The organism is Janthinobacterium sp. GW823-FHT01H08, assembly GCF_058797855.1.
In genome coordinates this window covers 2162862-2179457 of record NZ_CM179504.1, presented here as the reverse complement: position 1 = coordinate 2179457, position 16596 = coordinate 2162862, and the positions used below count along the sequence as shown (strand labels likewise).

Here is a 16596-nt window from a genome sequence, read left to right as displayed (position 1 = left end):
ATGACGGCGCTGCAAGCCATGCTGCTTCTGCACGGGCTACTGGGTGGGGCCGACGTGCTGCTCAACCACGAGTTGCTCGTGCGCTTGCCGTCGCGTCCCGGCGCGGCGGCCGAGCAGCGCCTGCACAGCTTGCGCGAAGCCATCTTCGGCCTGCTGTTTCCCTCGCTGGGCCTGTTTGCCTGGCAGGGCTGGCTGGCCTGGTGGCCGGCATTGCTGCTGTTGGCGGAAATCGGCGTTTCGCTGCGCGACACGGTCGTGGAAGGCCGCACGCGCCGCCTGCCCCTGCCCGAGCAGATCCTGCACGTTTTGCTGTTCATCAACCTGGGCGTGATCGCCACCCTGCTGCTGCAGGCGCTGCCCGGCTGGCTTGCCCTGCCATCGGGCGTGCATGCGCTGCCTGCGGACGGCCCCGGCAGCTGGCTGGCGGCCATGGGCGCCATATCGCTGACATGGAGCATGCGCGATGCCCTGGGCGCCCGGCGCCTGCGCCTGCGCGCGAGCGGCGCAAGAGCGGCTTGAACATTGGCAATACGCCCACACAAGGATGAGGCGTAATCCTACTTGCGCGCACGGGTCCGCGTGTGACAATGCATTCTCGACAGCGGTATCCACCGCCCTCTCACTCTCTTGCACAGGAAGACGCACCATGAAAACCGCCGCTCTCTTGCTGGCCGCCACCCTGATGACCATCGGCGGCGCCTGGGTGCAAGCCCAGTCGACGACGAACCTCAACCAGACGGGCAACCACACCAACAATGCCAACGATCCAGGCCAGCAATCGGACCAGTCCGATAAGCTCGACAACAAGGGCAGGCTGATCCACGACGCCAAGCCCGCCAAAACGCGCACGGACAAGCGCACGCGGCGCGGCAAGCCGACGGCACCGCCAGCGTCCACACCCGCTGTGCCCAGCATCCCCATCGCCCCTGCGAAATAGGGTCAGCGCTGCGCCACATTGCTCCAAGGCACGCTATCATCACGCCTTTACAAGATAGCCGGGATGACAATGAAAGCAGCATGGCAAGCGATGGTGGCGGCAGGCGTATTGGCGGCCGCGAGCGTACAGGCGGCGCCGACGGTCGGTGAGTGCATGGAACTGACGACGGGTGTCAAGTTCAGCAAGAACAATGGCGACGCGCAAGTCAACGTCGAGGAAGTCTTCGAAGGCAAGAAACTCAAGGGCATCCAGCTGATCCTCGACGGCGGCGTCTTGCTGGCCACGTCCTACCAGGACATCCGCGACGGCCAGGTCTTCCTGACGGGCACGATCCATTACAACGAAGACGGCACAGTGCGCAGCAAGAACGTCTACGCGCCGCAGTCCGCCATCCCCGCCAAAATGCGCCCGGGCCAGGAAGTGCGCGTGCAATTCACGGACACGCAAACGAGCACCCACTACCCGCTGGCGGGCCTGTCCGACAAGATCACCACCTCCACGCGCACCGATCAACGCGATTTCTCGATCACCTTCCTGGGCTGGGAACGCCTGGAACTGGGCGGGCGCCGCTTCCCCGACGCCTGCAAGTTCGAACTGCACGACGTGGGCGGCAAAAGCAAAGGCAAAAGCGGCGAATACGTGTGGTATGCGCAGGGTTTCGGCGTGATCATGACGGACAAGATTGACCAGGCTGGCGACGTGCAGCCCGCGTACCGCATCGCATTGACGAAAATTATCAGCGCACCATAAATGCCTTGACAATATTGCGCTAGAATCGGTGACACACTTCTTACTAGGAAATCATGTCGCCGATCGAACGCAAATGGTGGTTCATGCTGCCCGTCATGACGGTCGCCGCCGTCGCCACCCTGTTTCTGCTCGACAGTGCCAACGTACCAAACACGAACCTGTTCGCGCGCAGCCTGATTTTCGGCCTGTGCTTCGCATCGCTGCACCGCGGCCTGTCGTTCTGCATCTGGATGGGCCTGTTGTGGGGCGCGCCGGGGCTGGCGGACAGCAAGCTGACCGAGGGCAAGCCGGCCAGCCGCTAGCGCCTGCACCTACGGCATCGCTGCCTTCTTTCCCGCAAAGTTTGCGTAAGCGCAACTAATCCGCCATCGCGCCTCTCTACACTGTCCTGACTGGTCAGCATGGAGCGGCGATGGCGTATCCCAAACTTCCCTACACCAGCGGCAAGAGCACCGCCCTGCTCCATTGCGGCCGCTTAAACGACGCCATCGTGCGCATCCGCCCTGAGCTGCCCGGCAACGTCATCGTCATCCATGGCGTCAACGACGTAGGCACCAGTTTCGGCGCCGTGGAAAAGGGTTTATGCCAGGGACTCGATGCACGCATGTATGGCGGCGGCCACGTGTTCATGCCAGCCGCCTACCGCATGCCGCAGGCGTCCGACAAGAAGGAAGCCCTGGCCGACCCGGACGACGTGTTTTTCAAGCGCCAGCCTGATGAGACCACGTACAGCCCGGTGATCCCGTTTTACTGGGGCTTTCGCGAACGCAGCAACGCGAGCAAAGTGGTCAACGGCCAGAACACGGACCGCTACGGCAACCGTCTGGACAAGGACATGTCGAAGAACGGCGGCCCGTTCGGCAATGCCACCAACACCCTGCCCGACATGTGGAACAAGGGGCTGTTCTCACCCTACGACGTGGGCGGCGACCCCGTGCGCCCGTTGAAGACGGCGCCGGGGCGCATGTACATGGTACTGGCCGCCAAGCGCCTGGCAGCCCTCATCGCCATGATCCGCGATTACGACAGTAACGACGTGGTCTCCATCGTCGCGCACAGCCAGGGCTGTTTGATCTCGCTGCTGGCGCAGGCCTTCCTGCTCGACGAGGGCAAGCGGCCCGCCGACACCTTGATCCTCACGCATCCTCCCTACAGCCTGGTGGAGGACACCACGATGTTCTTCGGCGCGGCGGAAGCTAGCCGCATCTTCGGCGGCGGCCGGGATGCGGTGATGGAGGAGCAATACGATGCCATCGACAACCGCCAGACCCTGCATGCGCGCCTGCAGACGCTGGTGCAGATCGTGCAGGGCGTGGTGGCAAAAAAGCATGCCAGTCCCGCCTTTGCGCAGATCAAGGATCACGCCGTCTGCCATGGCATGGCGGGCGCGGCATGGCGGGCGGAAGCGGACCGCGACAACCGGGGTAAGGTCTACCTGTACTTCTGCCCCGAAGATATGACGGTAGCGCTGGACAATATGCAGGGCATCGGCTGGCAAGGCATACCCGACTACATCGACGGCCATCGTCTGTCCAAGACCAAGGGCAAGACGGACAAAAGCATCTGGGGCGACGGCCCCACCTGCTGGGAAAAGGAATTCCAGCGCCGGCAACCGCTGGCGGAACTGGGCAAGGGATTTTACCAGCGTGTCTTTACCAACAAGCAACGTCCCGATGCGACTGGAAAGAACAACGGTCCGGTGCTGGTGGGCCAGCCGCCGCACGACTTCGCCCTGCGCCTGGAAGGCGAGGACGATCACGCCCATGTGGCCGGTGCCAATCGTGGCCATCGCGGCAGCCATGCCGAGGCACCATGGCCGCCCGTCAAACCCGGCAAATGGAATATCTTTTCAACGGAACCAGGCCGGCGTGAAGGCTTGCGCACGATCAATGGCGAAGCGCTGCGCGCGCCCAGGGCGGCCGTGCTGGACGGCGGCGAGATCCGCCCTGGGCAATTCCCGAAGGATTCCGACCAGGCCAGGCTGCCGCGCGACCAGCAAGGACCGTGCGAAGAAGTCGACCCCATCGATGCAGCCATCGCGGTGACCAGCACGAAAGGTTTGCGGATGCGCAAGCAGGAAATCATCGCCGACCCGCGGCCGAAGCAGCATCGCATCCCCGAATTCGGTGCCGGCATGTTCGGCGCGGGCGAGCGCGAGCAGGTGGAAAAAGCCCTGAACCTGGGCAAGGAAGCGGGCGACCAATGCAGGATAGACCGCGTTTCGCGCCATCCGGGCAGTGGCGACAAGCTGATTGTCGACCGCGAAGAGACCCCGAATGAGGCGCGCAAGCGCTGGCAGAACGAGGTCAGCCCCAAATCCTTCCACGGCGCCATCATCGGCAACGCGGAAAACCACCGCAACGTGACGGCGTATGACGTGGCCATTGGCAGCGGGAAGGCGAGCAGCGATCCGCAGTTTTATCAGTATTTGTGTGCGGTGGCGGATTGGCGGCTGCAAAACGACAAAAAAAATCCTATAAGAAAATCCATCCTGAGATGGGAGGATTTCATGAAAAAATTTGCAATCTATTGGGCTGCAGAACCTCTACAACGCAAGCAAATCATTGAAGGTAATGCACATTACTACAGTTCGGGAGACTTACCTGCCTTTGTGCCCGCACTGCAAACAGGCCTGCCGTCTACCGTCGTTTGTGAAACAGTGAATGGCAGGCGTACCGAATCGGTCGTCACTCCTTTTGTACATAAAGCCAGCGATGACATTCCACGATGAAAAAATTTTTCCCAAACTTGCTCTCTCCCTTCTGCGTAACCCTCGCATTGATGACTCTGCTATTGCTTGGGTTTGTATTGATCAGTCCTACTTATTTACAGGAGTCCACGATGAGCAGCAAAATATGGCGCCACCTGCAATGGCTGTTGCTGATCCCGCCCATCGTCGCGGCTACATTGCTCGGTTCTCGCTGGCTGCATTCGTCCAAGCCTGTGGCCGTCGCACAGCCGCAAGTGCAACAGGCGGCGCCCAGCGAACAGGACAAGCGGGAATATGTGCTGGAAGTCATCGGTCTCGGCGTCACTCTGGACAAGTATCGCCAAGGCAAGCTGTGGGAAGTGCTGCAGCAGGGAAATGCCTATGCCAGCATCCGTGAACAGGACAAGGAAAAATACACCTGGGATGCCATGCAGAGAGCTGGGATAGCAGGTGGCCGCGGCGGTGACACGCTGGAAAATGGGGCAAGGGACATTCCCATGTATTTTGGCGTGCCCGTTTTCAATGCCGAACCGCCGATCTTTAATTCGCACATGCTGGACAGCCCCGACTCGCCGGCCATAGGTCTGGCCGGTGGCGCTGCGTCATCCGGCCTGCACTGGCATCTGTTCGCCAGTGGTCCGCGCCGCCTCAGTGAACATCCGGACCGCATCCTGGAAGATGTATTTGCATTTTTCGATGCCCATCCCGACGTGCCCTACATCGTGCTCAATTCGGAAGACAGCATGCCCACGCGCGATCTGTACAGCCCGGACAACTCGCCACCGCTCACAAGAGACGGCCGCTACATCCCCGAAATGCCCGACGCCTCCGCCCTGTTCGTGCTGGCCCGGCGCGAACGCATCGATGCCGTACGCAAGTTTGCGTATGACGATGCGCCGCCAGAGGACAGCGTCGACGATTTGAATACCTACGGCGTGGCGCGGCGCTTGTATTTGGCCTACTATGATTTGATGGGAACCGTGCCACAGGCACGCCTGGAAACTGATCCCACAGCCATCACCCGGCGCCAGCCCAGCATCGCCGAATGGCTGCCCGTCGCCGCGCAATTCGCCCGGCGCCCCGACATCCGCGGCACGGGCAGCTTCAGCATGCTCGACAGGCTCCAGCACAAGACTTATCACCCGCCGAAAGAGTGGCAGCCCACGCCCTGGTTTCCCCTGCCGTTCAACAAGGAACAGCTGGCGCAGCTGGACCGCCTGCCCACCTTCGGCTTCCTCCACCGGCCCACTTTTATCAGGTTGACGGATGAACACGGCAAGCCGCTCACGCGGCGCGACCAGCGCGAACGCGCCCTGCAGGCGGGCTGGCAGCAAGCCTTGCACAGCTTGCCGGAAACCGACCGTCCCGCCGCACCGGCGCGCCTCGTCGCCGCCACAGGCGGCAATCAGGCGCAGCTGGTGGCGCTGCACAAGACCTTGCTGAAACATGCGGAAGATGGCGGCACGGAACTAGACAGCGGCAACGTGGCGCAATGGATAGACACGGACCAGCGCCTGGGCAACACGGGCGCGGCCACCCTGTTCGTACAGATGGCCATAGCCGTGATGGGCAGCTACCGCGATGGCGGCGTCAGCGCCGTGGTGAATTTGCGCAATCCGGACGAGGCGACCATCGTGCTGGTCAGCCCGCCATCGGACGAAAAACGCCGCACGCAGCAGCATCCGCACGGCGGCGATGTGCTGCGGCACTACGTCACGCCGGCCATCGATCCGGCGAACTATCCATCGAACTGATTATTTTTCCTGTGCGGCAAGCTGCGCCAAGGCATTCCCCCGCACCTGGAACGCCACCCGCGCCACCGTCTTGCCAACGTCGTCGACGAGGGCCAGCGCATGCTTGCCCGGCACGGGGCGCCAGCTGATGCTCTCGGCTGCACCGCCCATATCTTTGCCGTCGAGCACCCAGCGCAAGCCGTGGCTGCCTTGCGCCTGGAAGAACACGCGCTGCAGGGCGGGCGGGATGTCGGGGTCGATGGCGAGGATGCTGTCCTCGGCCGGATACACGATGGCGGGCGGCTTCACGGTGTCGCCCAGCACGGCGATGACGGGACTTTCCGTGCCGGCAATAAACCATTCGCGACGCGGCGCTTCCAGTGCGGGTTGGTACGCCACCATTTGCTGCAGCACGCCGGGCGGCGCTTTCGGTTCATGGCTGGGCACGTTCTTGTGCAGATAATCCATGACGTCGCGCCACACGGGCGCGGCGCCCGTCACGCCCGAGACGTCCCACATGGGCTTGCCGTCGAAGTTGCCCACCCAGACGCCCACCGTGTAGCGCTCCGAGTAACCCATGCACCAGTTGTCGCGCATATCCTTGCTCGTGCCTGTCTTGACGGCGCTCCAGAAATTCGTCCCCAGCTCGTTGCGCAAGCCAAAGGTCATGCTGCGCGCGGCGCGGTCGGCCAGGATGTCGCTGACGATGAAGGCGGCGCCCGGCTCCATCACGCGGCGCCGGTCCTTGCCCGCCTGCCCCGGCTGCAGGCTGGCCGTGCTGTACAGCCCGCCATTGGCCAGCGCGCGGTAGGCATTGGCCAGTTCCAGCAGGGTTACTTCCGATGAGCCCAGCGCCAGCGAGGGGCCGTAGTATTCGGCCGGCTCCGTCAGGCTCGACAGGCCCACGTCCTTGAGGCGGTTGTAAAAGCCGTCCTGTCCCGTCAGCAGCACCGTGCGCACGGCGGGAATGTTCAGGGAACTGGCCAGGCTGGTGCGGGCGCTGACGTAGCCCTTGAAATTGCGGTCGTAGTTTTGCGGCGCATACATGCCGGACGCCGTGGCGACGTCCAGCGGCGAGTCGTCCATGACGGAGGCGGCCGTCATCAGACGGCGCTCGATGGCCAGTTCATATAAAAACGGTTTCAAGGTGGAACCGGCCTGGCGCAGGGCCGTCACCCCATCGACATGGCTGCCGCCCGCATTGCCGACATAGGCGAGGATCTCCCCGCTGCGGTTATCGAGCACGATGATGGCGCCGTCGTTGACATTGCGCTCGCGCAAAGATCCCAGTTGCTGGCGCAGGTTTTCCTGTGCGAAGCGTTGCAAGGGACCATCGAGCGTGCTGGCGACCTGGGCGCCCGGCTGCTTCAGCAGTTGCTGCGCCACTTGCGGCGCCGGCGCCAGCTCCGCATACAGCGCATTGCGCTGCAAGGCCGTCTGCACGCGCTGGCCGATCAGCTGGCAGCTGCTGTCCATGCGCCATTCCTTTGCCAGCGCGCAGGCGCGCCGCGTGACGGTGGCCGGCGGCGCATTCGGCGAGCGCACCAGGCTGGCCAGGATGATGCCATCCGTCTGGTTCAGGCCCGACGGCGCCTTGCCGAACAAGCTGTACGAGGCGGAGGCGATACCTTGCAGTTCGCCGCGGAACGACACGAGGTTCAGGTACGCTTCGAAAATCTGCGCCTTGCTCCAGCTGTCTTCGATCGCCTTGGCGGCGCGCATCTGGTCCCATTTCTGGCGCAGGCTGCGGCCGCCCGCTTGCGCCTGCAAGTCCGCATCGAGCTGGCCCGCCAGCTGCATGGTGATGGTCGAGGCGCCGCGGGGTTTCTTGGAAAACAGATTGTCCCAGGCGGCCGTGGCCAGCGCGGACACATCCACGCCGCCATGGCGCATGAAGCGCTGGTCTTCCGCCAGCAGCACGGCCTGCTGCACGGCGGGAGAAATATCGGCCAGCGGCACCCACGGCAAGCGCCGCACCTTCATGTCCACGCGTAACGATTGCAGCGGCGCGCCGCTGCGGTCCAGCAACTGCGCTTCCGAACTGCGGTAGGCGGCCTGCACCTGGGCCGGCGTCAGGACCGCCTCGGCGAAGACCGGGCCGGACAGCAGGCCGCCCATCAGTAAAACTAACCCTTTCACTGCCCCACCTTCACATTCGCGTTCGGCGCTTCGCCAAACATCTCGGGCGAATACATGGCCTCGATGCGCGTGGCCGGCAGGCTGAAATCCCCGGCATTGTTCAGGCGCACCGTGTATTCCACGCTCCAGTTACCCTTTGGCACGAAGGCGTAATACGCTCGGAAAGCGTCAAACGCCCGCTCTTCGAACGTGGGCCAGACCCAGCCCGTGGATTTTTCGCCGGCCGTCAGCAGCTGCGAGTCGCGCCCCAGTCCATTGCCCAGCACCGTGGCGCTGGCCGGTATCGGGTCGTCGACCACCACCCAGCTCATGTCCGCCTGCGCCGACAACTCCAGGCGCACGCGGTAGACGTCGCCGCTCGACCATTGGCCTGTGGTTTTCTGTTCCACCGGCGTTACGGTTTTCTTGATCGTGTAGCCGCTGGACACGGGCGCCTTGAGCGGAATGGCCGCCAGACTTTGCACGGTGGCCCACGGCTTGCCCATGCCGCTGTGTGCCAGGCCCAGGGTATCCGTGCCCGTCGGCCACGCCTGCAGCACGGGGCCGACTTTCGCCGCGCCATTCCACACGAGCGCTTGCGTATCGCCGCCCAGTTTGACGGCACTGGCGCCCGTCACGGGGGTGGACTCGAACTTGGCCGAGAATTTGGCGATGGCCAGGGTGCCCCAGGCATTGGCCACCGTCGTATCCCAGCGGCCCTTCTTCTGGCGCCCCATGCTGCCGCGCACCAGGCGGCCGATGTCGTCCTTCCACGCCGGGTCGTCTATCACGGCCAGTAATAAACGGTTGGCGTTGACGTCGCCGGACACCATCAGCCACCACCAGTTATCCTTGCGCTCGGTGGAAAAGCCCATGGTGGTGCCCTGGAAATTCAGGCGCGAACGCAAGATCTGCTGCGCCTCGGCCAGCAGCGCATCGCGGCGCGCCAGGCCAGGCGTGCGTTGCAGCAACAAGCTCCAGTCGATGACGGCGGAGGTCGGCCACAGGTTCGGGCTGATGCTGATGCTCTCCAGCGCATCGGGCGGCACTTTATTCGAACGCGACAGCGCTTCCAGCGCGGCCAGCTTGCGCACGGCCAGGTCGGTCGTGGCCAGCGCGGAACGGCGCACGATCTTGCCCTGCACGAAGGCCGTCAAGGCTGCTTCCATGCGGTTCTTCGTCTGTTCCGGAATCGCATAGCCCGCTTCCCTGGTGGCCGACAGCACGTAGGCCGTCAGGCTGTCGCTGCCCTGCTCCATGATGGGGAAGTATTTCAGCAAGCCATCGCCATCGAGGTAGGCGGGCAGACTGGCGGCCAGCCGGTTCCACGCGTCCTGGTCTTGCAGGGCGATGGCCTTCGACGTGTTTTGCTCGAAGCAAGTGTACGGGTAGGCGGCCATGTACTCGCGCACGCCGGGCAGCTCGCCGCCCAGCTTGGCGACAAAGCTGGTCTGCAGGCCGCCCCGGCCCGGCAAGGCGCCGGCCGGCATTTGCACGGACATATTGACGGGCTTGTCGATCTGCATCAAGGTGGCCTGATACGTGCGCACGGGCGTGGCCTGGCCGACTTTTTGCGTGATTTTCAGTTTATCGGAGGTGTTGCCAAGCCCGCTACCCGCCTTGGCGCTGATCTCCCACACGACCGTTTGCGCGCCAAGCGGCACCTGGTAATCCCAGCCCGTTTCGCGCGCTTCTCCCGCCGCCAGGGTCAAGCTCTGGCGCGGCAGCGCCTTGCCAGCCGCCGTGGCATTGATTTCCACGTTCAAGGATGCGGCCGAGGTGTTGCGCACCGTAAAGCCCGCGCGCAACTGGTCGCCTTCACGCACGAGGGACGGCAAGCCCGACATCAAGATCAAGTCTTGCGAGCTGCGGATATCCGTGCTGCCCGTGCCGAACAATTCCTTGCCGGCACTGGCAATCGCGACGATGCGGAAGCCCGTCAGGGAATCGTTGAGCGGCACTTGCACCGTCGCTTCGCCCTTGGCGTCGAGCTTGACGGTGCCTTTCCAGAACAGCAGGGTGTCGAACAGCTCGCGGCTGGCGCCCTTGCCGCCGCCCCCGCCGGCCGGAAACGCCTTGCGGCCAAAATGGCGCTTGCCGATCACCTGCATCTGCGCCGTCGCCGTTTCCACCTGCAAGCTGCGCTGCGCCATCATGGTATCGAGCAACTTCCAGCTATCGTTGGGCATCAGCTCCAGCAAGCCCGTGTCGACGGCCGCCAGCGCCACTTCGGCACCGGCCGGCAGCGGTTTGCCGTCAGCGCGGCGCACGCGCACGGACACTTCCGCCTTGTCGCGCGTTTTATACACTTCCTTGTCGGACACCACCATGACGTTCAGTTCATGCGCCTGCCAGCCCACGTTCAGCGGCGCGATGCCCATCTTGTAGGCCGGCTTGCCCAAGTCGACCAGCGCAGTCGGCTGCACGCCATCGACACGCCCCCGCACGACAAACACGGACACATACACATTCGGCGCGTAATTCGGTTTGACCGGGATGTTCACCACCGGTTCCCGGCCGTTCAACTGGCGCACATAGGTGTCGAGGATGCCTTCGCGCTCGACCGTGATCAGCGCCTTGCCCGAACGGAACGGCATGCGCACCTGCAAGCTCGCTTCCTGGCCCGGCTCATAGCGTTTCTTTTCCGGCAAGACGTCGATGCGGTCGTTGTCGCTGGCATTGAACCACCAGTCGCCGCTGCCGGCCACCCAGGTTTCGCGGTTGGCGACGGCCGCATTGCCGGCACTGTCCTGCGTGCGGGCGCGCAACACCAGATTGCCGCTGGCGGGCGCCTTCACGTCGCAAGTCAAGAGGCCCTTGTTGTCCGTCTTGCCCGAGCACGCTTGGCCCAGCTTGACCACTTCGCTGCTGTTTTCATACGCATAGAAGCCGCCGATCAGGCGCCGGCGGTGCGAATAGCTGTTGCGCTGGAAGAAGTCGACAGCCACGGGGGCATTCGCCACCGGCTTGCCATTGGTACCGAGCACGGCCACCGTGAACTTGAAGGCATCCTTGCTCAAGGCCCAGGCATCGGGCTTGATGCCGATCACGTAGTTCGATGGCCACAGCGGCACGCGCGTGGCGACGGATGCCGTCTCGCCATTCGCATCCTGGAACGCCATTTCCGCCACCAGGTCGCGCGGCGTGGACAGCTGCGGCAACTGGTCGATGACGATGCGCGCGCCGCCCGCCTTGTCCAGAGTCAAGCTTTGCGTGCGCGCGGCAGCCGCGCCGGCGCCGGAGTGGCCGCCACGGCCCTCGTCCTGCCACTCGCCCTCATCGTCGTCGTAGCCCGTGCCCTGTTTCACCAGGCCTTCCTTCACGTCGCCGTTGCTGAAGCTGAAATCGGGATAGTCGGCAAACGTCACGCTCTTGTCCTGCAGCACCGTGCGCAGCTTGACGGGTGCGTTGGTGGCGGCGCCGCCGGCCAGATACGTGATTTGCGCATCGAGGGCCAGCTGCTTTGCCTGCACGGCGGGCGCTTTCGGCCCCTGCAGCACGGCTTTCATGGTCGGCACGCGGAAGGCTTCAACGCGGAAACTGCCGGAAGGACGGCCCGCCATCGTCACGCTGTACTCTCCCTGCTTGGCGTCGGCGGGAATGAGCCAGTCGCTTTCCGCCGTGCCGCCGGCGGACCAGCGCAGCGGCAACTGGTAATTCTGGTCGCTGCCCTGGTGCGTGATGACGATGGACGTGGCGCTGCCGGGGCCGTTGTTCTTGTCGACCAGGCTCATGCCCTCGCCCGTGTGCTTGCGTATAAAGTGCTTCATGTGCACGGTTTCGCCGGCGCGCAGCAAGGTGCGGTCGAATACGGTGGCCAGCAAGGTGTTGTCGGCGCGCGTGTCATCCGTGGGCAGGTTGAAACGCCAGGCTTCGATGCCGCCCACCCAGTCCGACAGGGTGAACGTCATGTCGCCGCCGCTGCGCGCACTGATAAAGTAGCGGCCATTGTTCTTGCAGCTGGAATTGGCCAGCTCGCCGGGAATGTGCGCCACGCCGTCCGCGCCCGTGGCGCCTTGCCACAGCAGCTTGCCGGCGCAGTCGCGCACGGCCACTTGCGCTTTCGCAACAGGCGCGCCCTTGTCCAGCGAGGTCACCCACACGAGCGACGATTGCGCGCCATGCTTGAAGTGGGCGGCCAGGTTCGTCACCAGCGCGGCCGTGCGGATATACGCGGTCGTCGGTTTGCCCAGCAACGCCTTGCCGAGGATGGGGCTGGCCAGCTCGACCACATAAAAGCCCGGCTTCTGCAACGGGATGCCGATCACTTCAAAGGTTTTCCTGCCATCGGGACGCGGCAGGCTGATGGGGCGCGTGCCGGCAGCGCCCGCCAGCACGGATTTGCTCATGTTGCCCGCATACTGGGCATACGGCTGCCAGTACTCTCCCCCGTCGCCATTGCCGGCCAGGCGCTGCATCCACTCGATGATGAACTTGTCGTCATTGTCGGGCACGCGCAAGGTGGCGCCCGTGGCGGCGGCCGAGGCTTGCACGACTTCCTTGCCCGACAGCACGGGCTCGATATTGCGCACGGTGACGGGCAGCAAGCCGTCGCCCTTCGCTTCGATGATGCCGAACGGGGCCGGGAATTTGAGCAGCGGCGGCTGTTCGCCCGTGCGCACCGTCATGGGGAAGCGCGCGCGGTTGAGCAAGGCGCGGCCCGCATCGTCCTTCAAGCCCGGCGGCAAGTTCAGCACAAAACTGGCCTGCACGGGAAATGGACCATTGAAGGTGGCGCCATACAGGAATTCCGCCTTTTCTTCCTCTTTTGAAATCGTCGGCGCATAGGTCTTGCCGCCGCCCTTCAGGGTCATGGCGCGCACCTGCGCCGCGCTCACGGGCGCGGAAAACTGCACGCGCATGGGCAGGAAGGGAATGCATTGCTCCTTCGGATTGCTGCGCTCGCAGCTGAACTTGGCCGTGAAGTCGGGACGCGTCTTGAACTGCAGGGTTTGCGCCTTGTCCGTGGCGATGCCGCTGGCGCTGGCGATGCCCTCGCCCCACACCAGCGACACCTTGGCGTTGGCGGGGAAGCTGCGCTTGCATTGCAGCACGGTGACAGGCAAAGGCGGCGCGCCCTTGCTCGCGACGGGCATGCCCGCTTTCCACACGACGCCCCGCTTCTTGAAGTACACGGTCAGGTAGCGGTCGAGAAAGCTCTTGCGCAAAGTCAATACCTGCTCCAGTTCCTTGCCTACAAGCCGCCGCACGGGAATCTTTTCATTGATGCCATCGGCGCGGCAATACGCGTTGGCGGCCACGCTGGCCTCGTTCGGTGCGGCATCCAGGCCCAGCACGAAGATCTGGTTTTCATCGATGTAGGGCTGGCCGTCATACGGTACGGCCTCGACGATGGCCGGCCCGCCAGTGGAAAAGCGGTAGGACGTGCTTCCCTGCAGGGTCTGGCCCGCCAGGTCCTTGAGTCCCGGCTTCAAGGTAAAGCTGCAGGCCACGCCGGCCGGCAAATCGCGCTCGAAATCGAAGTTCCAGTTGCGTTCGTCGGCCCAGCGCCCCGCGCCCGCCACGACGTCCGGCTCGGCCTTGCCGCAATCGATGGCGAACGGCGCGGGCAAGCCCATGTCGCCGAACGGCACCATCGGCGTGGCGAACTGGGCCCGCACCTGGCGCACGGCCTTGACCGTGCCGCTCGGTGAAAACAGGGACACGCCGCTATCGGCCCAGGCTGGCGCCGCCAGGCCCAGCGACAGCAGCAGGCACAGCGGGCCCAGCTTGCCGGACAGCGGGGAAGTAAGAACACGGGACAGGTCAGGCACGGATGACTCCTTGAGGAAAAGTGGCGGAGCTGGCTGCGGCGCGCAAAAGTTGCCTGGCGGAAGCCCGGAAAAACAACAGAACGCGGCAGGAATACAACATCAATGTATTATTAGTTATCAAGCTCATCATTGTTGCTAATATACAGTGGCATGCAGGTGACAAGTCGTACGATTGCCTGTCGCCGCGGTGCCAGGAAATGACCGTGCTTGTAAAAGTTTCACCAATAACATTAGTTTTTTTCAACACCAAAATCTTTGTCGTGAATCTGCAACGCTATTGATATACCGCAATGCTTTGTGCGCCAGCGCACCGACCACCTGAACCTGCAATCGTATTCTCTAGTCCAACAGCAGTGCATTTATCACAAGAATGCGCACCTGGAAGTGTGGTCTATATCTAGCAATAGCACGTGTAGCAAGATGTGTCTTTGATGCCGTAGAGAAAATCTCTTATCAACGTTGGGAGTTACTTGTGAATAATCTAAAAAAAATCGCCGTTGCCGCCGCAGTCCTGTGCTCCGCCCTCGGCGCACAGGCCCAGGAAATCAATCCCTCCTGGTATATTCAACCTAGCATCAACGCACTCAAGCCAGATTCCGACTTCGCCACGGATAAAACCGGTTATGGCGCAGGCTTGCGTTTCGGTAAGCCTGTTTCCCAGGACTGGGATATCCAGCTGGGCACCACGTATGCGCGTTCCAAGGATGGCGGTCAGCGCTACCAGCAAAATACGCTGGGCGTAGACGGCTTGTACATGTTCTCGCGCAAAGCCTTCCGTCCTTTCCTGCTGGTCGGTGCCGGCATGCAGCGCGACAAGGACACCAGCTTCGCCTTCGGTGAACGCACGAAGAGCTCGCCATACGCGAGCGTGGGCCTGGGTTTCCAGTCCAGCATCACCGAGCAGCTGTCCCTGCAGGCTGACGTGCGCAATGTGCACGGTTTCCTGCGCGGCAATACGTTCGACCCGAGCAGCAAGTCCAACAACTACTACGTCACCGTGGGCTTGAACTACGCGTTCGACAAACCGCCTGCACCGCCGCCACCACCGCCACCGCCGCCAGTACGTGAAGAAGTCGTCGTGGTCGTGCCGCCACCACCGCCGCCACCGCCACCACGCTTTGAAAAAGTGACGATGTCGGCAACGGAACTGTTCGCGTTCGACAGCGCCAAGCTGGGCCCGACACAAACCAAGCTCGACGAAATCGCACGCGTGCTGAACGCAGCGCCGGACGTCAACAACGTCGTCATCAGTGGCTATGCCGACCGTATCGGTTCGCCCAAGTACAACCTGAAACTGTCGCAGCAGCGCGCTGATGCAGTCAAGGAATACCTGGTCGCCCACGGTGTTGCCGCCAACCGCCTGACGGCTGAAGGCAAGGGTTCGACCAATCCGGTCGTGGAGTGCAACAACAAGAAACGTGCCGACCTGATCAAGTGCCTGGAACCTAACCGCCGCGTTGAAGTGGAACAAATCACCATCGAACGCCGCGTGCAGTAAGCTCGACAGTGGTACGCCACTTGTGAATTAAAAAAAAAGGGGCTCGCGCCCCTTTTTTGCATTGAAAGCCATCATGAATTTCTTTACCCGCTATCCCAGACTGGCCGGTCTCGCGCCGTTCAGCAAACAGATGCGCAGCGTCGTCTACTGCTCCGTCACCGAATGGCTGGAACACCGCGCCTCGAGCAAGGGCGCCGCCCTCGCCTATTACACCCTGTTTTCCATCGCCCCCATCCTCGTACTGGTGATCGCCATCGCCGGCTTTTTCTATGGCCCGGCCGCCGCGCGCGGCGAGCTGATGGGGCAACTGCAGGGCTTGCTGGGCACGCAGGGCGCCGAAGCCATCCAGCTCGTGCTGGCCGGCGCGAAAAACCATGAACAGGGCCGCATCGCCACCCTCATCGCCAGCGCCCTGCTGCTGTTTGGCGCCACCAGCGTCTTTGCCGAACTGAAGGCCAGTCTCGATGAAATCTGGCAAGTGCCACCCTTGAAGGAAGCGGGTGCCTGGGACATGGTGCGCACGCGCCTGCTGTCGTTTGGCTTGGTACTGGTGCTGGCCTTCCTGCTGATGGTGTCGCTGGTGGTCAACGCCGCCATGGCCATCCTCGCCAACTTTTGGGAAGGCGTGTGGAAAGACACTGCCGTGCTGTTTACCATCCTGTCGAACCTGATCGGCTTTGCCGTCATCGCCAGCCTGTTTGCCGTCATCTATAAAATGCTGCCGCGCGTGCGCCTGTCCTGGCGCGACGTGCTGATCGGCGCCATCGGCACGGCCTTCATGTTTTCACTGGGGAAATATGCGATTGGTGTGTATATCGGCAATAGCGGCGTGGCCAGCAGCTATGGCGCCGCCGGTTCGCTGGTCGCCCTGCTGCTGTGGGTGTATTACTCGGCGCAAATCTTCTTCCTGGGCGCCGAATTTACACGCCAGTTCGCCCTGCAGCTGGGCAGCATGAAGGATATGCCGAAGACGGAAGACGGCGACGTGCAAGTGAAGATACTGAAACGCCACCAGTCGTAAGGTGTCGTTCCGGATGCAGCAACGGCGCCCGCGGGCGCCGTTGTTCTTGGCCTTG

Annotated in this window: 11 protein-coding genes; 9 read left to right on the top strand and 2 right to left on the bottom strand. The window is 63.1% G+C overall.

The annotated features are described in order from the left end of the window. The first annotated feature begins 18 nt into the window (after nucleotides 1-18). The 6 genes from AC3RCG_RS09740 to AC3RCG_RS09715 all read left to right on the top strand — a co-directional run bounded on the left by AC3RCG_RS09740 (nucleotide 19) and on the right by AC3RCG_RS09715 (nucleotide 6151). Nucleotides 19-519, top strand: a complete 501-nt coding sequence (locus AC3RCG_RS09740) for a hypothetical protein (protein ID WP_492404382.1) — start codon at nucleotides 19-21, stop codon at nucleotides 517-519. 127 nt (nucleotides 520-646) lie between these two features. After that, nucleotides 647-937 (top strand): hypothetical protein, encoded by a 291-nt coding sequence (locus AC3RCG_RS09735; protein ID WP_492404380.1) that lies wholly within the window; start codon nucleotides 647-649, stop codon nucleotides 935-937. A gap of 63 nt (nucleotides 938-1000) precedes the next feature. Next, nucleotides 1001-1687: a hypothetical protein gene (locus AC3RCG_RS09730; protein ID WP_492404378.1), complete on the top strand. Its 687-nt coding sequence runs from the start codon at nucleotides 1001-1003 to the stop codon at nucleotides 1685-1687. Nucleotides 1688-1740: 53 nt separating this feature from the next. Further along, entirely contained in the window at nucleotides 1741-1989 is a 249-nt protein-coding gene (locus AC3RCG_RS09725; RefSeq protein ID WP_070224926.1) for a hypothetical protein, read from the top strand. 110 nt (nucleotides 1990-2099) lie between these two features. Further along, the gene (locus tag AC3RCG_RS09720) at nucleotides 2100-4418 is read left to right on the top strand and encodes a T6SS effector phospholipase Tle3 domain-containing protein (RefSeq protein WP_121668912.1); all 2319 of its coding nucleotides are present in this window, start codon (nucleotides 2100-2102) and stop codon (nucleotides 4416-4418) included. A gap of 110 nt (nucleotides 4419-4528) precedes the next feature. Beyond that, nucleotides 4529-6151, top strand: a complete 1623-nt coding sequence (locus tag AC3RCG_RS09715) for a type VI lipase adapter Tla3 domain-containing protein (protein ID WP_492404375.1) — start codon at nucleotides 4529-4531, stop codon at nucleotides 6149-6151. Here AC3RCG_RS09715 and pbpC read toward each other — a convergent pair whose 3' ends face one another. Further along, nucleotides 6152-8248: a penicillin-binding protein 1C gene (gene pbpC, locus AC3RCG_RS09710; protein WP_492404453.1), complete on the bottom strand. Its 2097-nt coding sequence runs from the start codon at nucleotides 8246-8248 to the stop codon at nucleotides 6152-6154. A gap of 17 nt (nucleotides 8249-8265) precedes the next feature. After that, nucleotides 8266-14022 (bottom strand): alpha-2-macroglobulin family protein, encoded by a 5757-nt coding sequence (locus tag AC3RCG_RS09705; protein WP_492404373.1) that lies wholly within the window; start codon nucleotides 14020-14022, stop codon nucleotides 8266-8268. Between the two features lie 20 nt (nucleotides 14023-14042). Here AC3RCG_RS09705 and AC3RCG_RS09700 point away from each other — a divergent pair, with 20 nt between their 5' ends. The 3 genes from AC3RCG_RS09700 (at nucleotide 14043) to AC3RCG_RS09690 (ending at nucleotide 16541) form a co-directional block, all read left to right on the top strand. Beyond that, a complete protein-coding gene (locus tag AC3RCG_RS09700; protein WP_492404371.1) occupies nucleotides 14043-14303 on the top strand; it encodes a hypothetical protein in 261 nt (86 codons plus the stop codon). 191 nt (nucleotides 14304-14494) lie between these two features. Beyond that, on the top strand, nucleotides 14495-15520 hold the full coding sequence (locus AC3RCG_RS09695; protein ID WP_070224923.1) for an OmpA family protein: 1026 nt from the start codon (nucleotides 14495-14497) through the stop codon (nucleotides 15518-15520). Between the two features lie 73 nt (nucleotides 15521-15593). Beyond that, nucleotides 15594-16541, top strand: a complete 948-nt coding sequence (locus tag AC3RCG_RS09690; RefSeq protein ID WP_070312966.1) for a YihY/virulence factor BrkB family protein — start codon at nucleotides 15594-15596, stop codon at nucleotides 16539-16541. Nucleotides 16542-16596: the final 55 nt, after the last annotated feature.